The following is a 22,000-nucleotide window of genomic DNA, read 5'->3' on the forward strand; positions in this document are numbered from 1 at the left end:
AAGCTGAAAATGAGGGATGTAGGGCGGGATTTAATCCCGCCCTACATCCCGGATGCGCTCTCAGCATCCATCACTTACAGCTTGATGGAGTACTAGCGCGGCCAGCGCAGTTACGAGAGCGTGTAAAAACGGCAGTTGCTCCGCTGCTCCGCTGGGTCGTGCACCGCGCGGATGAACAGGGCGGCTTCATGCGCATGAGCGGGGCGGTTGCAGAAAGTCACTGCTTCGTTTTTCGCTTTGATGCTGCGACTGCCACCGCGCCAAAACCTACTAACAAGGAAATGACATACAGTCTGAGTGTCAGATCCTCTGTTCCCAAAACGAGACAGAGGCTTGAAAAAACAAATAACACAGCAGTGATGTTTTTAATTTGTTTTAGCTCATTGCTTGTTGCTGCTTTCAGGGTTATGGCGCTTACTACATAAAAGCTAGATGTAAGCGAAAAGTACTGGAGAAGCCAGCCCCAATTTTTCATGTTCATAGTGACCTTTTTTTTTTGCTACAGCAATTTCAGCGGGATAACAAACGAACGCAACTCTCACGAACCTTGGGCAAGCGTATAAGCCACCTTCATATTCAACAGTATGCCAAAGTAATCGAGGTAGCTCTACGAACTTCAGCTTACTTTGGCGTAGAACCTCAGTAAGCTGAAGTCTGAACAATCCAGATTGCCTATCGCGTAGAGAGCAATTATTTGCATCCAGTAGAAGGCGGTAACTAATTTGCATTAGGTCTCTTACCCCTACTACATTCGTCAGAGGCATTAGCACATGCGGCAGCCGCAGCTATTGCAGCCAATGGGTGGGTAGCAATTGCAACAAAGCACCCAGGAACAAAACCCGAGGCACACGCCCCAACTATTGCCACGTTGTTTAGAAGGAAGTAGCCTGCGGCAGCAATGCACGCGAGAGTTGCGGTCACGCAACTTAACCCAGTTGGATCGAAATTGTTTGCTGGGTCATTCATTGCATAGGCGTAACGGTTGAAGCTTTGCGGACGATCTATCTGTGCTGCCCCCATTACATCAGGCTTCTGCCCGTTACAGGCTCTGCCTTTTGGATCAGCCTGCGCAAACCGGCCCCAGCCGCTCCCATACGTTCGCGCTTGCGCATAATCCAACCCAGTCGCCACGTCGCGTTCGTAGGTCGCAAACTTGCGCGTGTTCAAGTTCACATCACCCGACGCTGACCATTCACTGATGATCTGTCCGAACGGATCGAACTGTGCAGTGTAAGCCACATTGCCCGCCGTATTGGTCAGCAGCCGGGCACTGCTCAAATGGTCAGTCGTTGACCAGTAAAACTGCCCATCTGTGCTTTGCAACGCCAGCAATTCACCTTTGTGGTAAATGCTCGCCCGCTTCACCCCCGCCGTGCTGTCCAATTCCAGCAGTGGCTGAGCAAGCACCGACGACCAGACGTAATAACTCAGGTTGCCGTTGTTACTCGCCTTATAACGCCGGTTCGCGCCGTCGTAGCCAGACACATTGGCGCTGCTGCCTGCCTGCACCAGCCGGTTCGCGCCGTCATAGCTATAGGTCGTCGCGCCGTTGGCGGTCATGTTCCCGGCGGCATCGTAGCCAAAGCTCGCCCCGCCCGCCGTGCTCAACCGGTTGGTGGGCGCGCCAGTGGGGCCGGTCTGATAGGTGAGCGATTGCTGGTTGTTCAGGTTGGTGATGTTGCCCCAGCGGTCATAACCGTACTGGTTCACGTAACTGCCGTTGACGGTAACGCCGGTCAAGCGGTTGAAGCCGTCGTAAGTGAACTTGCGATGGTTCGCAAAGCTTGCGTTATCGGCCAGCTTGCGCACCTTGCCGTTGTTGATGCCGTTCTCGTAATAGTCGTAATACTGTTGCAACAACACGCTGCCGCTGCCGACCTGTTGCACTTGGTAATTCGCCAATTGCTGCCGCATCGGATTGTAATCGGCGGTCAGCCGTGTGCCGTTGCCATAATCCACCGTGCGCGGCATGCCCCAGGCGCGATAGCCAAAGGCCGTGGCTACGTTGGTGGTGTTATTCGGATCGTTGCCGAGCAGGTCGGTGCCGATGCCCGCCAACGCGCCAGCGTAGTTGTAGGCGTAGTTGACCGTCCGCGTAAAGGTTGACGGCGGCGGTTGCAAGACCGGCGCGGCAATGAAATTGGCATTCGTGACATTGGCCGTTACGGTTGGGTAACTGCGATTTACCGGTGAGAAGTAATAACCGCTTTGCGATCCTGTCACCGTGAAACTGCCGCCGCTGGCCAGCCCGGTGAAGCTATATTGCCCGCTGCTGTTCGTCACTGTTTGCAAGCCCAGCGACCCGCTCAGCGTCAACGTGAGGCCACCCAATCCGACACCCAGTGCAGTTGTCACTTGCCCGCCGATGCTCAGGCTGCCCGCCGGAGGCGTGTTCGGCACGCCGCTCGACGGCACTGGAATATCGCTCTGCTGTCCCCACGCTTGCACCAACGACGAACCGTTGGAACTGCGCAGCGCATACCAAGTGCCGTCGCTGGGCCGCCACACGGCAATATCGGTTTTGCCATCGCCATCATAATCACCTGGCACGGGCAGGTCTGTGCCCACACCCCAGGCTTGCGTCTGCGTTGCGCCGTTCGAGCTTTTCAGAATGTACCAAGTGCCGGTGGCGCGCCGGAAGACGGCCAGATCGGTTTTGCCATCGCCGTCATAATCGCTCGGTATGGGTTGATCGCCCTGTGCGCCCCAGGCGGTGATTTGCGACTGGTTATCCGAAGAGCGTTTGATATACCAATTCCCCTCAGCGCCGCGCCAGACCGACAGATCGGTCTTACCATCGCCGTCGAAATCAGCCGGTTTAGCCAGTTGCAGCAACGCCGCCGCAGTGCGTGCGCTGGTATTGAAGAGCAGTGCGGTGGGCGCTGTTTGCAGCGCGTTGGCCTTGTGTCGCACGCGCCCGCTTTGGCACTAAGAGTCGCATCGCGCGCTAGCTCTTGAGTTAACTAATCAATCGTTCGAGTTCATCCTCGAGATCGTCATCCACAATTAACACATTGATCAGACCGAGTTTTACGGCCTCCAGTGCGAAAGGGGCTTTGTTCTTACCTGCGGCGAAGCACACCACGCCAGGCAGATTGTTTTGCTCGGCTCGTTGGGCGCAAGCCACCAGATGTTTTTGTTGGATGCCAGTCCAGCGGGCGTTGACTTGGCGTACCTTCTCTTTTGCCTTTTGATTGAGTTCCAAACGCGGGATTAGGACGCCGGCAATATCCCCAAGCACCAATTTTTCGAGCATGCGCAAGTTGAACTTTTTTTTGAGCCACTCGGCGCTGCGATAACCCAATAAGCGTTGGGCGGGGCCCACGCTGGTCAAAATCATGTCGAGTTTCTCGACATATGGCTGGTGTTTTACCGGTTCGCCTGAAGGATGACCAAAGATCAGTTCATAGTCATTGACACTTTCCAGCAGGCGCCAGACCACACTCATTTCTTGGGCATTGAAGTCCGTCGGAATAAAGGCGGGAACCATGCCCAGCGAAAGCGTCGCGCGATCATCGCCGGTATAGAATTTTTCCAGCAAGGCCGCGAGATTGGACGAGGAGAAATGATTCGGCTCTTGTCCGAGCGGTTCGCCACAAAGTGGAATGGCATTCGGAGCGGCATTGGAACGAGGTGGGGCGAGCGGAGGGCCCGCCAACATGGCAATCAGCACTCCCAAGGTTTCGCCCCAGGAAACCCCGCATAATTTGGCGCGCATGAGCAATTGCCTGACGAAAGGCGCGGCACGCTGGCTGAACTCTTGCAAACGCTTGGCCCAGGCTTCGTCCGTGGTTTCTTGACTGCCGCTGGGAAATTCGCGTAACACCAATCCCTTTCTAGCACTGTGTTGACGCATCAATTCATTCAAACGTACTTCCAGTTTTTTACGCGAAGCGGCCACGCGAATTTCTTGCAGCGTGGCCGGGGCGACTTTTTCGTGAACAAAGCGCACTTCTGCTTTCAGGTAACCCGTGGCGCGCGCCTTTGCCAGTAAGCGCGAAACCGTCGCCTGACTGAGCCCCAGATCACTGGCAATTTCGTTTTGCAACTTACCTTCGCCAGCCATGAAAGCAATGGTCAGCATGGTTAGCGTATCGGCGGTCTTTCCGGTTTGTCGCGTCATACCTTTCCTTAAGCTCACCGGCAAAAATAAGCAGGGCTAGACAGGATTAACAAGATTGCTTACAGGATTAACAGGATCGTATTGAAAGACCCGAGCAATACGGCTCCGCTTTGAATTCTGTCAATCCGCCCAACAATCCTGCAAATCCTGTCTAACTGCCTGCTTGTTTTTGCCCACCTACTTGCCAGCCTAGGCGTAACGTCCGGGCCGGTTGAATTCAGAATCAAGCAAGAATGAAATTCTATTCACTCTTGCAAGTATATTTATTAGATGCTAGAAAGCCAGCGCAGTCACGCCCGATTGCATCCATCAACTAACCCGTAAAATGAAAGGAAAAGACAATGATTGCCAATTACGAAACCGTGAAAGCCGCGCTTGCCTCCCTCGTGCCCGCCCCTGTGCCGGACGCTAGTCTGCCATCCCTGCTCACGCTTGTGAAGTTTGCTGACCGGCTTAAGGTACAAATCGTGCAAGAAGAGTTAGGGGCAAAGCCGCTGACCATGGCCTTACTGGAACTCCATCAATTGCAGAAACTCATGGGGTTTGTTGGGGACGAATTCAAAAACGTCCGGCTTTCCAAAGCAGCTTCAGGAGATGGCACGGCGCACTTTAATGTGGGCATTTTCCCGGAACGCGGTTTACGCATGGCGGGTAAGGGCAAACCGCTGTCCTTTGGAGCCGCCCTGCCGGATACCTGCGGAAGCTTCCTATGCGCTGAAAATGTGCTCTGGCAGCAAGGCGGCAACCAGGTTTACTTTACCCGGCAGGTGAACGGCGAGGACTATAATTTTCTGGTCAATCCATTCCCGTTTGGGCTGCACCATAGCGTGGCGGCTTCGTCACAATGCCAGCCCCAATCGCCCAGAGGCACGTTGGAGATGATCGCAGCAGGTCTGGGCCGCCGCATCGCGGATGCTTTGGACTTGGCCGCCCAGGCCCGCGAATTCGTGGTGCTGTGGAATGGTGAAGGCGCCGCCGCGTCGCAGCGGCATCTGCATTTTCAACAACTCTGGAAGTGCAATGAGCCATACCCATTGCAAGCGGCGGCGCAACGCGCCAGTTTGGACAAGAGCGACCCGGCGGTGCTGTTGATTGACGAACCCTATTATCCCCTCACGTCCTTTAGATTACGCGGTGAAGGGTCCGCAGTAATTGCGGCGGGAGTGGAATTGGCGCTGCATTGGCGCACCTGCGTGGGCGAAAAAGCCACCGAGAACCTGATCGTCATTTGGGAGGCTGATGCGCCCTCGCTTTATTATGTGCCGCGACACGCGGACGCGGCTTATGCTTCCGGGTTTCCCGGACAGGTTGGCGCCTTTGAATGCCTGGGAAATTTTATTTTCGCCAATGGCGAATTGTTTGATCGAGGCGGTGTTGATTATGCCTTTTTGCGCCGGTTGTTGCGTGACGTAAGTATCGGACGTAGTTTCACCGCTCATTCCTGATGTTGGTTGTTTGTGGCAGCCCTGTCGGCGCTATTGGTGTCGGCAGGGCGCTTTTCTTGCGCCTTTTGCGGCGCAGACAGCCAAGACAAGCCAGCCTTGTGAGTTTGATGGCAACTCCGAAATTGATTTTCTTTGACGCGGGCGGGACGCTGTTTGAGCCACGCGAAGCTGTCGGCGAAACCTATGCCCGCTTGGCACTGCGCTATGAACATCGCGCCGATGCTGCATCCCTGCAAGCGGGTTTTATCCGCTGCTTTCGCGCGCAACCGCCGCTGGCCTTTTCAGGCTTCGGGTCATCCATTGAGTTAGAGCGATTGGAATATGAATGGTGGCGGCGGCTGGTGTTTGAGGTCATGGCGGCGGACGATTTTCCGCGCTTTGAGGAATTCTTTGCCGCTGCCTTTGCGCATTATCGCGCCCCCGAAGCCTGGCGGTTGTTCGACGATGTTCGGCCAACCTTGCAAGCACTGAATGAACTCGGCGTGCGCTGCGCGGTGCTCTCCAACTTCGATTCACGGTTGCATGATTTGCTGCGGGGCTTCGCGTTGGCAGACCAGTTTGCCGGTGTGCATTTTTCAGCGCAGTTAGGCGTGGCAAAACCGGATGTGCGCATTTTCGAAGCTGCTTTGCATTTTCATGGATTGCGTCCGGCAGAAGCTTGGCACGTGGGCGATTCGGTGCGGGAAGATTTTGAAGGGGCGCTGAACGCAGGCTTAGGGGCTTGGTTGATTGCGCGGCAGGCAACCGGCGCTGGAATCCGGCCAGCCCAATTAACGCGCTTAGACCAATTGATTGGACTGGTGCAACAAAGCCGCGCCTAAAAGGTGCCTGCCTTTATTTCACGAAAGGCGCTCACTTTTCAGGGCCGAAACTGGCTCACTATCAGGTTGTGCTTTGTGCAGCCGCTGCCACACCTTGTGCAGCTTTGAGGCGATTACGCCGCTAAAACCCGCCGGATCAAACACGCCCATGGCCGAACTGATCATGCGCAACTGCACACGGGGCGGGTAAAGGGCGACATAATCCGGCTCGACATACGAGGGGGCAAACTTGGCTTTGAAACGATGCAGCGCTTTGAAGTGATAGAAGGCGTCAAAGTGCTCGTAAATCAGTTTGAGCAGTCGCGCCAGTTGTTTGAATTGGCCGGTGAGTTCGTTCGGCTTGATGCCCGCTAGTGGCGAGGTTGCCAGCGTCGCCAGTTGCGCGCCTTCGGCAGCCAGATGTCGCAGGGCTTCGACCACCAACAATTCACTGATGCCGCGCGTAGCCGCCGGATGGCGGATCAGGTCTTCGAGATACCAGCCCCGCCGCGCAAAAATGGGCGAACAGGCCAGCAGCCCCGTCAGGCGCCCGTCGGCCTCGCGTGCCAGGAAGTACCGTTTGTGTTCGCTCAGTTTGAACGGATCCAATTCGAGCAACCAGCCCAGCGCGTCCACTTCGCGCGTGTTGATCCAGGCCTGGCAGAGTTCTTCAATTTCCGTGCGCGTGCTTTCGTCGCTTTGCGCGGGCACATATTGCTCGATGCGCACGCCGGCTTTGCGGGCCTGGTTGACGCCCGCGCGGACTTTTTTGGCGCGGTCGCCAGCGGGTTTCCACTCCGGCAATTTGAAATAGCCGGATTCACCCACGCACAACAGCGCCATCCCGCAAGCGCGCGCCACCGCCGCATATTCCGCGCCGAGCGGCAGCATCAGACAATCCAGCTTGTTTTGCTCACACCAGGCTAGAAAACGCGCGGTCACGCTGTGCCAATCTGCGTGCGGAGCCAAGGGCGCCGCCACGACGATGGCGACGTGCCCAACCTGGCGATACACCACCGCCGCTTCGGGATCGCTTGTCCACCAGACCTGCATACCGTCGTAAAGCGAAAGAAACGACTGATGCTCCCAGCCGTAACGTTGCACCAAATCCAACAGGCGTTGGTTGGCTGGCTTGGTTGCGGCTGGATTTTGTGTCGCGGCAAGCAGACGCGCGGCGCGTTGTTGGGTGCGCCAATCGCCTTGCAAGATCAGCGCGCAGCGCCCCGCCGCCAGCGCGTCTTCGACTTCTTTGAGGGCCAGGCGTTTTAAGCCGAGGCGTTTCAACCATGCGACCGTACCGCCCGCCGCCATGCCGCTGGCTGCCGCTTTGGCCGTTAGGGCCAGCTTATGGATGGCCGCCGCCCGCACCAAATGTCCCGCTAGCAACAGATGCCCCCCGCCCGGCAATAAAAACAGGGCGCCCGCACCGGCAGCAGCGCCCAACAGCAGCGGTTTCTTCCAAGCCATTTTGGCGGCGCTGGGCGTCGCCGCGCTGATCACGCTGAGGCGTTGCGCCTCGATACCGCCGGCGCGTAAATGCGCCAGCGCGGCTTCGGCTTGCGCCAGATTGTCATAAGTGCCAAGCAGTTTTGCCATACAGGTCTTAATCGGTATTTTTGATAGTTTTGATCGTTGCCCCGCACCGTGCGCAAGGCAGCGCCAGATAACCTAAACGGCTATTCGTGGCGACCGAAATGTCCTCCAGATAAAACGCCGCAAGACCGGGCAGACAGTGCGCGGTTGCGGTTCACTTTTTGGTGGCCAGCTTGTCTACAACAAATAGTCGGTGTGGGGCCAGAACGCAAGGGCAGTTTGGCGTAGCCGGGAGGCAAGCGTTGCGGCATTTGAACATTGCGTTCATGATTGGCTTGTCGAAGGCGTTCGATAAGCAGCGTGTTGAGGCTGAGCGCTTCTTCTGCAACCTTCATCCGCGAAATTCAGCACAGGCAAAGTGATGATACAGATTTCAAATCAAGAGATACTGTTGCGCTTGTTGTTGGCGTTCTTCTGTGGCGCCTTGATCGGTATTGAGCGGCAATCTCAGCACAAAATGGCCGGGCTGAAAACCAATTGCCTGGTGGCGTTGGGGGCCACCAATGTCACGCTCGTGGCCCTGCTGGGCTTCAGTAATCCGGCCCAGGTGGCGACGGGCGTGATCACCGGTATTGGGTTTCTCGGCGCAGGCGTCATCATTCATCAAGGGGCAAGTGTGCAAGGCATCAACTCCGCCGCAACCTTGTGGGTCACGGCAGGCATTGGCATGGCGCTGGGCATTGGCCGCTATACCCTGGCGCTGGCCGTGCTGGTCATTACCTTGATTGAGCAAGTGTTTTTGCGCGCCTTGGCGAATTGGTTGGATCGGCGTATGGCCAAGGCCAAAAGCGACTCGGGCAAGCAGGCAGATCCCCCAACGAGCCAGTCGCCGCTTGTGTGATAGGTCAGCAAGGTTAGTTTGATGCCGTAGGCAAACTCGGTTTGCAACTTTGCTTGACTGGCCCGATGATCGTGCCCACACTCGCACATTCCATAACCATTTTGGGAGAGAAGAAAGATGATGAGACACACCTTGCTCGTGTTGCTGCTCTGTACAGCCCCGTTGTGGGCGCAAAGCAAACCGGAGGACAAAACGCTGGCTGGCAAGACCGCCGGGATGCAGAAGATAGACGGTTACTTGCCGCTCTATTGGGACGCCGCGAACGGCAAGCTGTGGCTGGAGATTGCGCAGTTCAACACGGAATTTCTCTATCAAGTCTCGCTGCCGGCGGGCATTGGTTCCAATCCCATCGGGCTGGATCGCGGGCAACTCGGCGGGACGTATGTCGTCGCGTTCGAGCGCGTCGGGCCGAAAGTGCTGATGATGCAACCGAATTATCGCTATCGCGCGCTCAGCAATGACGCCGCCGAACGGCGTGCCGTGGCCGATTCGTTTGCGCGTTCGGTGCTCTGGGGCTTCAAGGTCGAGGCCAGTGAGGGCAATCGCGTGTTGGTAGACGCGACGGCTTTCTTCCTGCGCGATGCCCACGGCGTGATCGAACGCTTGCGCGGCGCGCGCCAGGGGAGTTTCCGCTTTGATGAAACGCGCAGCACGTTTTATCTGCCGCGCACCAAAGGCTTCCCAAAAAATTCTGAGATCGAAACGATCATCACCTTGGCGGCGGATGACCCCGGCGGATTGGTGCGTGGCGTTGCGCCGACCGCGCAAGCCGTGACCGTGCGCCAGCATCATTCGTTTGTCGAATTGCCGGATGCCAATTACCAGCCGCGCAATTATGACCCGCGTGTCAGCGCCATGCCGATGATGTTTTATGACTACGCCTCGCCCTTTGACACGCCGATTGAGCAGCGCTGGATTCGGCGGCATCGCTTGCAGAAAAAAGACCCGAACGCGGCGATGTCGGAGCCGGTGAAACCGATTGTGTATTACGTGGACAACGGCGTGCCCGAGCCGATTCGCAGCGCGCTGGTGGAAGGTGCGTCGTGGTGGAATCAGGCGTTTGAGGCAGCCGGATTCAGGAATGCTTTCCAAGTCAAAGTGCTGCCAGAAGACGCCGACCCGATGGATGTGCGTTACAACATGATCAATTGGGTGCACCGTTCGACGCGCGGCTGGTCGTATGGCGCATCCGTTTCCGATCCGCGCACGGGCGAGATCATCAAGGGCAACGTCTCGCTCGGTTCGCTGCGCATTCGGCAAGACGTGATGCTGGGTACGGGGATGATTCCGCCGCTGATGGCTTCGACAGACGGAGGCGGGCTGGAAAATTATTGCGAAGCCGCCTATTCACCGGATGTGGATTATCTGGCGACCGCCACGACGGGCGATCCGGTGACCGATTCGACCGCAATGGCCTTGGCCCGCATCCGTCAACTGTCGGCGCACGAGGTCGGCCACACGTTGGGCTTCGCGCACAACTTCGCGGCCAGTTCTTACAATCGCGGTTCGGTGATGGATTACCCCGCGCCCTGGGTCGAGATCAAAAACGGCAAGCTGGATTTGTCGAATGCCTACGCCGTGGGCATCGGCGCGTTCGACAAGTATGCAGTCAATTTTGCCTACGCCCAATTTGCGGTGGGCGCGGATGAAAAGGGTGAGTTGGAAAAGATCATTCAGAAGGGAATTGCCAACGGGTTGCTTTTCATTGACGACGGCGACGCGCGCGGCGTGGGCACGGCGCATCCGCTGGCGAGCGTCTGGGACAATGGCGCGGATGCGATTGCGACCTTGCGGCACGAACTGGATGTGCGGCGCATCGGGCTGCGCGATTTTGGCTTAAACAGCATCGCCAACGGGCAGCCGCTCTCAGCGCTCGAAGCCAAATTGCTGCCGCTCTATCTGCATCATCGTTATCAATTGATCGCGGCGGCGAAATCGCTGGGCGGCTTGTATTTCAGCTACGTCGTGAAAACAGCGCAGGGGCCGAGTCCGGCCAAATTCCGCGAGGTCGTGTCCGCCGCGCGCCAGCGCGAAGCATTGAAGGCTTTGCTTGAGACGCTGAACGTTGAAGAGTTGACGATCCCGCAACGCATCCTTGCTTTGATTCCGCCCGTGGCGACGGGCTTTGAAGGCGGCACGGCAGAGTATTTCGGGCGGCGCACCGACCCGGCCTTTGATCCGCTGGGGGCCGCCGCGATTGCCGCCGACCTCACCCTGGGCGCGTTGCTCGAACCCAGCCGCGCGGCACGCTTGCAGGCCTTTCACGCCGAGCACAGCGCCAATCCGGATTTCAAAGAAGTGGCCGATGCCATTGTCAGCGCGACCTGGAAAGCTCCGCGTCCGGCCCAGGCGCAGCAGGTGGCAATCGCAGAAACGGTGCAGTCGCAAGTGGTCACGCGGTTGATGGAATTGGCGGCGAATGGCGAGGCCTCTGCGCAAGTGCGCGCGGCGGCCAATCAGGTGTTGCGTGAATTGTCGGCCTGGCTCGGCACACCCGCCGCAATCAAACTCAATCCGGCGCACCGCAATACGGCGCTAGAAGACATCAAGCGGTTCTTGAATCGGCCCGACGCGACCTTCAAGGCGACGACACCGTTGCCGACTCCGCCGGGCGATCCGATTGGGGCGGCAGGACGTCAGCCGTAGAAGGCATAGGTTCAAGGGTGAGAGAGTGCCTACAATTTGGGAAGCCAGCGCAATCTGGGTACGCACCGCTTCCAGCGTGCGGTCTTGGCGACAGGCATATTCCTTCCGGTAGGGAGTTGTTTGCTGCCAAGTCTGCACGCTGGAAGCGGTGCGTACCCAGGGTTTCCTTCTCAGCGTCCGCGCGGCCACCAGCGCAGAATGATCGAACATTCGCCACGCCCGAAGATGCGCAGCACCGCCAAGCGCCAGCGATTTTCCAAATTGGGTGATTCGACGATGCCAATGCGGTGGCGATAGCTGCGCGGGATTTCGATGCGCCCGGGGACGCCGGGCATTTCCAACCGTATGACGCGCTCGCCACTGACCGCGCCGCTCCAGGCGATCACTTTCGGCGAGAATTCGCGGCCAGCATGCGCCTCTTCCTCGACCGGGGCTGCACTCCCATTCACGCCTTCTTCCACATTGCCGGGCACGGAGTTTTCGGGCGCTGGCTCAAACGCGGCTGGCTCGCGCTGGCGGCGCGGACGCATCGCGTAGTCAGAGGCAGTGTTGGGCTTTTCCGGTGCCGAGATGCTTTCGGTGACATCCGGCGCGGCTGGCGCATGGATTGGTTCGGGCAGGTTGAACGCTGGCGTGACGGCGAATGTGGGCGACGGAATCTTCGTTACGGCAGTTGGTTGCGCCACCTTTGGCCCCAGGGGGTTGGCGGATGGAGGCTTGGCGAGAGTCTTGACGCGGTTCCACAACTGGGGGAATGAAAAGGCCGCGTGGGCCTGCGCCATCTCCGCTTCCGGTGCGGACAGGGTTGGTTCGGTGACCACTGTGGGCGGCGTGGGCGTGGCGAATTCCCGGTCTATCAAGAGCGGCGTGGCGGTCGGCGTTGCCAGCGGGTAATTCAGCGCCAACTCTTCCAGCTTGGCAGGCAAGGTTTTGCCCCAGCGATCTTTGGCTAAAAACGCGGCAGTGGTGAGCAACACCAGCAACGCCGCCGCATACGCCAGTTTGCGGCGCGGCGTTTTTGTTGTGGCTGGATACGCTGAAAAGATGGGAGCCTCAATCTCATCTGTTTGGGTCTGCGCCAAAACCGGCGCGTGCATTTCATCAAGAGGCGACATCGCAACCATTGCCGGAGCTGGGCTAAGCAGCAAGGGCAAGTTGGCTGCGGTAGACTTCTCCGGGAAGGGCACGACGAGGCGTTGGGCGATGGCGCGTAATTCAGCGGCGAATTCTCCGATGTGTTCCTGCCGCTCGGCGGGATTTTTCGCCAGTGCGCGCAGGATGGCGGTTTCCAGACTGAGCGGCAAGTCCGGCGTTAATTCGCGCGGCGCTTGCGGCTGGGCTTGAATCTGTTTGAGCGCAATCTCAGTGGGCGTGCGGCCCGTGAAGGGACGCTCCCCGGTGACCATTTCGTAAAGCACAACACCCAGCGAATAGAGATCGGTGCGTTGATCGAGCGGTTGATTTTGACATTGTTCGGGTGAAGCGTAAGACACGGTTCCACTCAAAATCGAATGTTGCGTGAACGGCGGCGCGCCCGGCGGCTGGGGGAATTTGGCGATGCCGAAATCAATCAACTTGATCGTGGCTGGGCCGGCTGGCAGTTCCGGTTCGTCGCACAACATGACATTGCGCGGGTTGAGGTCGCGATGCACGATGCCGCGCGAATGAATCTCGCGCAGCGCGTCGGCCAAGGCGATGGCGATTTGCAAGGCTTCGTTCAGCGGGAGTTTTTGGCGCGCAGCCAATTCGGCGCGCAAGGTGCGGCCTCGCAAATACTCCATCACGACATAGCGCAAATCGGCATTGAGCGTGCCCGTGTCGTAGAGGCGCACGATATGGCGATGCTGAATCTGGGTGAGCGCCTCGGCCTCACGCCGCATGCGTTCGAGCATTTCGGCCCAATAACGGCGCGCCTCTGCGGCGGCCAGCGCATAAGTCAATTCGCGTTTGGCCAATTGACTCGGATCACTGATTTTGACGACGACGATTTGGTCGGTCGGTAAATCAATGGCGGTGAAGACGGCGGAAAGGCCTCCTTGATCCAGGCGGCGGTAGATTTGATAGCGTTCGCCGATGACGCGATTGAGCAGTTGATCAAACACCGGGGCGTGTGGCTGCCCGCAACCCTGACAGAAGACGGCGAGTTCATGCACCTCGCCAAAACAACGCGCGCAACGTGGCATAGCCCGCTCCTTTGATAAGCCCAAGGTTTGGACCCAAGGTCGTGGATAGTGTTGAAAAGGGGGATTTCCAGAAAAGGGTGCGCGCAGTATAGGTGAAAGACCGCAGGCCGACAATCAGGAGCACGGAGATTCGCAATAATCCTTTACGCTTTTGGCCATAAGCTGCCGTCTACCGAAGCGCGGCCCCCGCCTTCCCAGAGTAAAGCCATACAACAGCAAAAGAGCGCCATCACATATTCGATGCCATCGGTTCCGTTATCGTGTAGAAAGAAGCCATAGCGCCAGTGCACAAAGTAAAGCGCCACAAACATCACGATGCTCAAGAGAACTGCGCCGATACGGGTCATAAACCCGAACAACACCATCGCACCGCCAATCAATTCGGCAAAGGCTGCGCAAGAGAGCCAAAAACGCAAAGTGGGTGTGCCTGCCGGTAAGTTGATCTGCACGGGTGTGTTGATCCAGGCATCGAACCCGCGCCCGCCAAAGGCGCCAAAAACTTTTTGTGAACCGTGCCCCAGGAAAATCAAACCCAACGCGAGGCGTATCGGCAACATTGCCAATGTTGAAGACGTGGTGAACAGGAAGCGCAGCATACCGGTGATCCTTTGTGGGTGGAGGGTATTGAGCCAAGACCGACGGGTCATCGGAAAAGAAACTTTCCGCCTGCTTTTAGCGACCTGTCTTGTCATTGGAATGCGCGGAGTCTATGCAAGGGGTCAGCCAGCGTCAAGGTATCGAAAGGCCAAGCCCCGATAAATCGGCTTGTGATAACGATGCAGCCATTAACAGATGCAGGTTTTTGTAAGAAGCGCCTGCCAACTTCTTTCCATTATCTGGGCGAAGCGCGTCACGTTTACCAGACTGGAGCGAACCTCTTCTATCGCTGGCTAGGCTTCATGAAGGTGTCAAGAGTGCTTTGAGTGCTTGCAAAATCGGTCATGTCAGCCTATTTTGTGCGGGCTTGTCACTGGGCAGCTAGCATTCAAATGTTATTTCGCACTAGGCTTCTCAATCTGAATCAAGTGCGGAAACTGCCGGGTGCAGCCTTGTGGACGGGAGTGGGCGGTCTGTTTTACGAAATAGAAATATAAGTTTTACTGACAGGATGCGCGTCCGGGCGCTCTCCGCTTTCATGCGGGTTGCTTCGACGAGCCTCTTCTCCCGCTCTGTTTGTGCCCCGGAATGCGTTCCGGGTTTGGCTTGAGCCTAACCCCTCACACCCCACTTAATTCAAAACACGGCAATGAATTTGGCACATCCGCGCGGGCGGTTGCCCAATGGCTGGTTGTGTGTCGCCAACTTGCTTGAGTTGTACACCGCACCAGATTTTCAATTGCTATCAGCATCGCTGGCTGGCTTGAAGTTCAGGGCAGCCTGTAGGAGGAACGAAATCAATGAGGCCCGAAAAGATGCCCGAAAATGAAAGGACACATTTCAACTTGGGGAAATGTGTTACGGCATTGACCAAGTCTATGACCCCGCAAGCACGGCTTTGCGCCGTTTTGGTTTTGCTTGTGGCGGGAATCTCGTTAATCAGCATACGGGGGATGCGGGTGTTTGGTCAGGAAGGCCGGGGGCAGGAAAGAGCGGTGGCAGTGGCGGGGGTGATTAGCGGGACGGTTTTTCAGGATTACAACTACAACGGCAAGCGGGACACTGGTGCTACGCTTACCAACAATGGCCAGGGCACCGTCGGCACAGCGGTGGATACCGGTGTGGCCGGGGTGACGGTGACGGCTTTTGATCCGAGCAACATTGCGGTCGGCACGGCCACCAGCGGAGCAGACGGCTCCTATTCGCTGAATGCCCTGGGAAACGGGCCGTATCGCATCGAATTCACCAACCTACCGACGGGTTATTTCCCCGCGCCGGTGGGCGACAACACACAATCGAATGTGCGGTTTGTGTCCGGCGTCAGCGCTGGCAACATAGATTTTGGCGTGGTCGTGCCGTCCACGTATTGCCAGGACAATCCAACCCTGGTGACCAGTTGTTATGTCGGCGGCCCGCAAACCAGTGGCAACCCGGTGGTGGTCTCTTTTCCTTACTCGGCTGGTTCGACGCGCATGAGTGGCGGGCCGCCCTTCAGCGATTTTGATGCGCCCGCGCACGCCAATCTGACGACGGATCGGCAAGTCGGCACGCTCTGGGGCGTGGCGTATGCACGCGGAGCCAAGACGCTTTATTTCAGCTCCTTCATGAAAAAACACGCTGGCTTTGGCCCGTCTGGGCCGGGAGCGATCTATACGATTAACCCCGCCAACGGCAGTCCGAGCTTGTTCTTCAACGCAGGCGCTGCGGTGGGCGCCAATCCGCACGACTTGAACGATTTTGATCGCGACAACGGCAATGTGGCCTGGGATGCCGTCGGCAAAGTTGCCTTCGGCGGGGTGGCACTCAATGGCCCTGAAACGCGGCTCTATGCCATGAATCTGGCCGAGCGCGCGCTCTATGAATTCCCGACCGATGTGCCGCCCACAGCCGTCAACATTCGCAAGCAGGCCGTGCCCGCGACTCTGCCCGGTTGTCCGAGCGCCGATGACGTGCGCCCGTTTGCCGTGCATTGGAACGAAGGCCGTTTGTATGTCGGGTTGACCTGTACAGCGGAAAGCACCGTGACCGGCGCCGCGCCTGATGGCGATGCCAGCAAATTGGCGGCGTATGTTTACACCGTTGATCCGGCGACGCTGGCCTTCAGCGCGCAGCCCGTCTTCCAGGCGGCGTTGAATTATCCGCGTGGTTGTGCCGACAGCGCGCAATTGGGGCAGGGCGCTTGTGTCCCGGCGGCCTGGCGGGCGTGGTCAAAAGTTTTTCGCACCATCGGCACCGACCAGCGCGGGATTTATCCGCAACCCTGGCTGACCGACATTGCCTTTGATCGGGGCAACCTGATTCTGGGTTTGCGCGATCGTTCCGGCGATCAGTTCGGCAACTTCACGCTGGATGATCCCCGCAGCAGCACGCGCATTTACGGTGTCTCGGCGGGCGATACCTTGCGGGCGAGCGGCAATCTGGCGAATGGCTGGACGCTCGAAAGCAATGGCCGCAGCGGCGGCAATGGCACTGGCCCGCAGAACAATGGGCAAGGGCCGGGCGGCGCTGAGTTCTACTTCCAGGATTTCTATGTGCCTTTCAACGATGAGAATGGCATCGGCGGCTTGCTGCAAGTGCCGGGCTTCCCGGATGTCGTGGTCAATTCGGCAGACCCGATTCCCATCTTTGACAACGAGACGCTCTTTGACGGCGGCACGCTCTGGCACAACAACACGAGCGGCGCGCGCAGCAAAACTTATCGCGTCTTTGACGGCACGACGGCGCTCGACATTTTCGGCAAGGCCAACGGCCTGGGCGATCTGGTGGCGCTGTGCGATCCCGCGCCGCTCGAAATCGGCAACCGTATCTGGCGCGACACCAATGGCAATGGCATACAGGATGCCGACGAAGCGGGCCTTGCGGGTGTCAAGGTTGAGTTGTACAAAAACGGCATCAAGGTTGGCGAGACGACGACCAGCGCCTCGGGCACGTATTACTTCAACAATGCGAACGTGCCGGGCGGCGTGCTGCCGCAGATGAATTACGAAATCCGGATTGATAAAACGCAGGCTGCCCTGGTGGGTCTGTCGTTGACCAAGCCGGATGCCGACAGCGGCGATATTCGTGATTCTGATGCGACGATGGTTGGCAATAACGCCGTGATCAGCGTGACGACCGGAACCGCCGGTCAGAACAATCATGATTACGACGCTGGGTTCCTGGCGCAGCCGACCATTGTTTGCCCGCCTAATCAAACGGTCTGTGCCACGGCGGGCGGCAACACGGCGACGGTGAACTATCCGGGGCCGACGGCGACCAACGCCAACAGTGTGAGTTGCAATCCGGCTGCTGGTTCGAGCTTCCCAGTTGGCACGACGACGGTGACTTGTACCGCGACCAATACGGCGGGCAGTGTGAGTTGCAGCTTTACCGTGACCGTCAATCCGCAACCCACGATCACTTGTGGCGCTGACATTACGGCAGTGGCCGCTAGTGCAGGCGGCACGGCGGTGACGTACCCTGCGCCGACCGCGAACAATGCGACGAGCGTAATGTGCAGTCCCGCTTCGGGGTCGAACTTCCCGGTGGGGATGACCACGGTCACGTGCAACGCGGCCAATGATTGCGGCACGGCGACGTGCAGCTTCAAGGTGACGGTTACCGCGCCACCGACGATTGTCTGTCCGCCGAATCAAACGGTTTGTGCGACCACCAGCGCAGGTTGCCAGACCTTTGCCGTGCCCGCGTTGACGCACGGCTTCACAACGAACGCGCAGTTGCCGCAGGGCGATCACTTCCTGCTGCCGCAACCGTTCAGCTTCACCGTGCCGCAAAGCACGCCAGGGTTGAATATCTTCCAGGTCAATCCGGCCAACTTCGGCGGCTCCATTTCGGGTGTCGGCGGATTTGATGGCACGGCGCCGCAAGGCGTTAGCTATGCGACGCCGAATGGCCGCTTCACGGCCTTGTCGTGCACTGACAGCATTTGGGATTTCAGCTTCGTGGTGGCGAGTACAGGTGCGACAGTGGGCGACACGGTGACCTTCTTTACGCAAGGCGCGAGTGGTTCGCCTTCGTTTAACATCGTGACGCTGACCGTTGAAGCGGGTGGCGTGCGTGTCACTGCGCTCAACGCGCTGGTCACGCTCAATCTGAATAGCCGGTTGGCGACGAGCGGCAAGCTTGCAGTGGGTGATCTGATTCCGTCCGCGGCGGCGGCGGGCAGCGCCGGTTCACGCACAGGCTTGTTGACGCTGTCCTATCTGATGCAAGCCGGTTCGCCGCTCGACGCCTGTTTGCAACTGGGCATGTCCATCAATCGCGGCGCGGGCGCGGGCGCGGTGGCGTTGCTCGTCACCGACGTAATCGTCCGGCGCAATGAAGTGGCGGGCGACCGGGCGCGCACGCAAACCGGTTTGCTCGGCGGGTTGACGGGCGGCTATCCAACGGGCCTGGTTTGCCCGCTGGTCTGTCCGCCATGCCAGGTGCAGGGCAGTGGGGCGGTGGTCAATTATCCCGCGCCCACGACGACCAATGCGACGGGAGTAGTTTGTAATCCGCCGTCGGGTTCCAGCTTCCCGTTGGGCGTCACGACTGTGACTTGTACAGCGAGCAATGCGGCAGGCAATGCCTCATGTAGCTTCACCGTCACGGTCAAATCGCCGCCGACCATCACTTGCCCGGCGGACATCACGGCGACGGCGCCGGGTGCGACGGGGATGACGATCACCTATCCCGCGCCGACCGCGACCAATGCGACCACGGTGACCTGCACACCGGCTTCCGGCACGAACTTCCCGGTCGGCATGACCACGGTGACCTGTACCGCGACCAACGATTGCGGCACGGTGACGTGCAGCTTCAAGGTGACGGTCAACCAACCGGTCAAGTGCGATACGCTCTGTTATCGCGCGCCGCAATGGTGGTTGCTGAATCTGGATCGTATGCCGGGCGGCAACGTGCTGATCGCAGGTGTGAATGGCAATCAGTCCGTCAACACCAGCCAACGCCGCACGATTGAGTTGGCCTTGCGTGGCAATCCCTTCGGATTTGCTTTGACGCCACGCCAGGCCCTCAACCAGGAGTACGTGGCGGCCCAGTTGAACGTCATGAGCGCGGGCGGCAATGGCTCAGCGGTGGTGGCGAACTCGATGTGGACCAACCTGAGTTGTTACGGGATTGACATCCCGACCACGACACTCAGCAATGGAGCGGTGATTACATCGGGTTCGATGGTCAAGGAACTGTATATGCAGATCACCTTGGCGATTCAGGAACGCCGCGAAGTTGATTTTCTGCCGTTGGCACGGTTGCTGGACTTGCTCAACGGCAACGACCCACGCGGTTTTTGTAACTGATCCCGCTTGCGGCTGAATCAATAGCCATCTTGCTGGCGCTTGCAAAGCCAGCAAGATGGCTATTTTCGTTTTCGGATTTGATCCCATCAAGGCTTACGCAAAGATTGGCCACAGAGGCACGGAGACACGGAGACAGACAGAGAATTCCACCCCAAACTCTAAAAAACCTTGTGCCTGTGTGCCTGTGGCAACCTCGCTCGGTCCTGTCCATTCCTGGATTCGCCATTTGTGCGCGACTACGTTCAATACTGCACGGAGCAACAACCGAACTTGATCTATCCCTCAACTGTACGGTAGTGGCATAGGCATAGAACCTTCGTAGCCGGGACTTTGATGTGGAAACGGTAATTAGGTGATTTGCGGCCAGGGAAATGGCAGCTTGGTGTGTATTTCTAAGGCGTAAAGTCCCCTTTTAATAGGTCGCTATGCAAAATTGGCTACCGTGTCTGATTGAAGTAGTGGCGATAAGTAAATAAACTCAATCCTACGTAATTCCCTCCCAAATAGCAGATGTTTTAATGGCTCACAGGGCATCAGGATGCTTCTCTCACTTGGAGTCTCGTTGCTCATTCGGCAACAGCCGTACCTGCCGCTTGAACCAACTACTCTTGGTCTATTTGTCTGTCAAAGAGGAACAGATGAGGCATCGTTGATGGTGTAGATGGTTGGCGTCACCGACTTTTCGTAACCGACTTTTATGGTGATTGGCACGAGCAGTTCCAGATTTGCGCGTTCGTCCACCCACGCGTGTGTGCGAGACATTCAGGCCAATTCGCACACATCCAAACGACGCGAGCTTTTTCAGGCACGCGCACATTTGTCAAAACGGTTGTTGTTGACTCGTCATCCACGGCAACAATGCGTCTTGATTTGAAGGAGAGTCCTATGTTGCCCGATCCCCGAAAAGATTCCGCGTTGCGCACATTGGCGCGCAGCGGATTTTTCCGCGCTACCATTTATTGTGCTGTGCTTGCTGCGGCCTTTGCCTTTCTCAGTTGGCCGCAACGCACCGCGCCGGTCGTCTCCGGCCAAGCCACTACGACTTGCCCCACGTTTACCGTGCCGGCGTTGACGCACGGTTTCACGACGACCGCCCAATTGCCACAGGGCGACCACTTCCTGCTGGCGCAACCCTTTGCTTTCACGGTGCCGCTCAGTGCCCCCGGACTCAATATTTTCCAGGTCAATCCGGCCAACTTCGGTGGCTCGGTCACGGGCGTGGGCGGATTTGACGGCACGGCCCCACAAGGGATTACTTATGCGACGCCGAATAGCCGTTTCACCGCGTTGTCTTGCACCGACAGCATCTGGGATTTCAGTTTCCTAGTGGCTAGTAGCGGCGCGACGGTGGGCGACACGGTGACCTTCTTTACGCAAGGCGCCAGTGGTTCGCCGTCGTTTAACATCGTGACGCTGACGGTGGAAGCCAACGGCGTGCGCGTGACGGGGCTGAATTCCGTCGTGGCGCTTTATTTGAATAACCGGCTGGCTCAAGGCGGGCAGTTGTCGGTGGGCGATTTCATTCCCTTCGTCGCGTCGGCGGGCAGCACCGGTTCGCGCACAGGGTTGCTGACGCTATCGTATCTGATGCAAGCCGGTTCGCCGCTCGACGCCTGTTTGCAACTGGGCGTTTCAATTAATCGCGGCGCAGGCACAGGCGCAGTTTCTGTGCTCGTCACCGACGTAATCGTCCGGCGCAATGAAGTGGCGGGCGACCGGGCGCGTACTCAAACCGGCCTGATCGCTGGCTTGAGCGGTGGTTATCCCACCGGGCTGGTTTGTCCGGTGGTCTGTCCGCAATGCCCGGTTCCGCCGGTCAAATGCGACACCTTCTGCTTCCGTTCGGCGGATTATTGGCTGCTGCATTTGAAGCTGGTGCAGTTGCGCCTGCCCAACGGCAAGGTTTGGATTAACGGCGTCAATTTCAATCAGGCCGTCAGCTTGAACAACCTTGATGCTATCAAAATCGCCTTGCAGTATTGCGGCGCCGACCTGTATGGCCAACTCAGCCCGCAGGAGCGTTTCAATCGCGAATGGCTTGCGGCTCAGTTGAATGAACTGTGGGCTGCCTGCGGCGGATCGCCCAGCTACTATAACGCGCAATGGTCGAGTCTGAGCTGTTACGGGTTCAGCTTCCAGCCCATACAGTTGAGCAATGGCGTGGTGATTTCGACCAATTCGATGGTCAAGGATTTGTTTATGCAAGCCTTCCTGGCTTCACAATCAAATCGTTTTGCGGACTTTGCTGCGTTAGCGGATCTGTTTGCGCTGTTTAACGGCAACGATCCGCTCGGCGTATGCAACACGCCCTGAGCATAAAGTCGCCTAGCTTTCGCTTACCCGCAGAGGCGGCGCGCAGCAAATGGTTCTTGCACTTTCTTTTCACCAAGGCAAAGGCCGGATAGAGTGCCCCGATCCGCTTGAATGGTCTTGCAGAAGGGGAGTGAGAGGTACCTGGCTGCGGCGGCCTCTGCG

General features: G+C 58.0%; 13 protein-coding genes. 6 read left to right on the forward strand and 7 right to left on the reverse strand.

The window, feature by feature from the left end; genetic code table 11:
• Window positions 1-217 precede the first annotated feature (217 nt).
• The 3 genes from HY011_24715 to HY011_24725 form a co-directional block, all read right to left on the reverse strand.
• Window positions 218-481, reverse strand: coding sequence for a hypothetical protein (locus HY011_24715; protein MBI3426145.1), 264 nt, complete (start codon window positions 479-481; stop codon window positions 218-220).
• Window positions 482-717: 236 nt separating this feature from the next.
• Window positions 718-2,913 (reverse strand): VCBS repeat-containing protein, encoded by a 2,196-nt coding sequence (locus tag HY011_24720; protein MBI3426146.1) that lies wholly within the window; start codon window positions 2,911-2,913, stop codon window positions 718-720.
• 46 nt (window positions 2,914-2,959) lie between these two features.
• On the reverse strand, window positions 2,960-4,123 hold the full coding sequence (locus tag HY011_24725; protein MBI3426147.1) for a hypothetical protein: 1,164 nt from the start codon (window positions 4,121-4,123) through the stop codon (window positions 2,960-2,962).
• Between the two features lie 341 nt (window positions 4,124-4,464).
• Here HY011_24725 and HY011_24730 point away from each other — a divergent pair, with 341 nt between their 5' ends.
• Complete coding sequence (locus tag HY011_24730; GenBank protein ID MBI3426148.1) at window positions 4,465-5,568, forward strand: hypothetical protein; 1,104 nt, start codon at window positions 4,465-4,467, stop codon at window positions 5,566-5,568.
• A gap of 107 nt (window positions 5,569-5,675) precedes the next feature.
• Window positions 5,676-6,389 carry an HAD-IA family hydrolase gene (locus HY011_24735; protein ID MBI3426149.1) on the forward strand — a complete coding sequence of 238 codons (714 nt, stop codon included), beginning with the start codon at window positions 5,676-5,678 and terminating at the stop codon, window positions 6,387-6,389.
• A gap of 18 nt (window positions 6,390-6,407) precedes the next feature.
• Here HY011_24735 and HY011_24740 read toward each other — a convergent pair whose 3' ends face one another.
• The gene (locus HY011_24740; protein MBI3426150.1) at window positions 6,408-7,964 is read right to left on the reverse strand and encodes a DUF2156 domain-containing protein; all 1,557 of its coding nucleotides are present in this window, start codon (window positions 7,962-7,964) and stop codon (window positions 6,408-6,410) included.
• A 358-nt stretch (window positions 7,965-8,322) separates the two neighbouring features.
• Here HY011_24740 and HY011_24745 point away from each other — a divergent pair, with 358 nt between their 5' ends.
• Window positions 8,323-8,802: an MgtC/SapB family protein gene (locus HY011_24745; protein ID MBI3426151.1), complete on the forward strand. Its 480-nt coding sequence runs from the start codon at window positions 8,323-8,325 to the stop codon at window positions 8,800-8,802.
• Between the two features lie 216 nt (window positions 8,803-9,018).
• Window positions 9,019-11,448, forward strand: coding sequence for a zinc-dependent metalloprotease (locus HY011_24750; protein MBI3426152.1), 2,430 nt, complete (start codon window positions 9,019-9,021; stop codon window positions 11,446-11,448).
• Window positions 11,449-11,618: 170 nt separating this feature from the next.
• Here the strand turns inward: HY011_24750 and HY011_24755 are convergent, their stop codons facing one another.
• Window positions 11,619-13,631 (reverse strand): protein kinase, encoded by a 2,013-nt coding sequence (locus HY011_24755; protein MBI3426153.1) that lies wholly within the window; start codon window positions 13,629-13,631, stop codon window positions 11,619-11,621.
• A 143-nt stretch (window positions 13,632-13,774) separates the two neighbouring features.
• Window positions 13,775-14,227, reverse strand: coding sequence for a DoxX family protein (locus HY011_24760; protein ID MBI3426154.1), 453 nt, complete (start codon window positions 14,225-14,227; stop codon window positions 13,775-13,777).
• A 954-nt stretch (window positions 14,228-15,181) separates the two neighbouring features.
• On the opposite strand from HY011_24760, the gene HY011_24765 reads away from it, so the two are divergent.
• Window positions 15,182-19,525: an HYR domain-containing protein gene (locus HY011_24765; GenBank protein MBI3426155.1), complete on the forward strand. Its 4,344-nt coding sequence runs from the start codon at window positions 15,182-15,184 to the stop codon at window positions 19,523-19,525.
• A gap of 624 nt (window positions 19,526-20,149) precedes the next feature.
• Here the strand turns inward: HY011_24765 and HY011_24770 are convergent.
• Window positions 20,150-20,287, reverse strand: coding sequence for a hypothetical protein (locus HY011_24770; protein ID MBI3426156.1), 138 nt, complete (start codon window positions 20,285-20,287; stop codon window positions 20,150-20,152).
• A gap of 123 nt (window positions 20,288-20,410) precedes the next feature.
• On the opposite strand from HY011_24770, the gene HY011_24775 reads away from it, so the two are divergent.
• Complete coding sequence (locus tag HY011_24775; protein MBI3426157.1) at window positions 20,411-21,838, forward strand: hypothetical protein; 1,428 nt, start codon at window positions 20,411-20,413, stop codon at window positions 21,836-21,838.
• The last annotated feature ends 162 nt before the right edge of the window (window positions 21,839-22,000 follow it).

The organism is Acidobacteriota bacterium (assembly GCA_016196035.1).
Classification (GTDB): Bacteria; Acidobacteriota; Blastocatellia; order RBC074; family RBC074; genus JACPYM01.

Bases quoted from the DNA above. Each gene is read 5' to 3' on its own strand.
- HY011_24715 (MBI3426145.1), bottom strand. From the start codon at position 481: ATGAACATGAAAAATTGGGGCTGGCTTCTCCAGTACTTTTCGCTTACA.
- HY011_24725 (MBI3426147.1), bottom strand. From the start codon at position 4,123: ATGACGCGACAAACCGGAAAGACCGCCGATACGCTAACCATGCTGACC.
- HY011_24730 (MBI3426148.1), top strand. From the start codon at position 4,465: ATGATTGCCAATTACGAAACCGTGAAAGCCGCGCTTGCCTCCCTCGTG.
- HY011_24735 (MBI3426149.1), top strand. From the start codon at position 5,676: ATGGCAACTCCGAAATTGATTTTCTTTGACGCGGGCGGGACGCTGTTT.
- HY011_24740 (MBI3426150.1), bottom strand. From the start codon at position 7,964: ATGGCAAAACTGCTTGGCACTTATGACAATCTGGCGCAAGCCGAAGCC.
- HY011_24745 (MBI3426151.1), top strand. From the start codon at position 8,323: ATGATACAGATTTCAAATCAAGAGATACTGTTGCGCTTGTTGTTGGCG.
- HY011_24750 (MBI3426152.1), top strand. From the start codon at position 9,019: ATGCAGAAGATAGACGGTTACTTGCCGCTCTATTGGGACGCCGCGAAC.
- HY011_24755 (MBI3426153.1), bottom strand. From the start codon at position 13,631: ATGCCACGTTGCGCGCGTTGTTTTGGCGAGGTGCATGAACTCGCCGTC.
- HY011_24760 (MBI3426154.1), bottom strand. From the start codon at position 14,227: ATGCTGCGCTTCCTGTTCACCACGTCTTCAACATTGGCAATGTTGCCG.
- HY011_24765 (MBI3426155.1), top strand. From the start codon at position 15,182: ATGCGGGTGTTTGGTCAGGAAGGCCGGGGGCAGGAAAGAGCGGTGGCA.
- HY011_24770 (MBI3426156.1), bottom strand. From the start codon at position 20,287: ATGTCTCGCACACACGCGTGGGTGGACGAACGCGCAAATCTGGAACTG.
- HY011_24775 (MBI3426157.1), top strand. From the start codon at position 20,411: ATGTTGCCCGATCCCCGAAAAGATTCCGCGTTGCGCACATTGGCGCGC.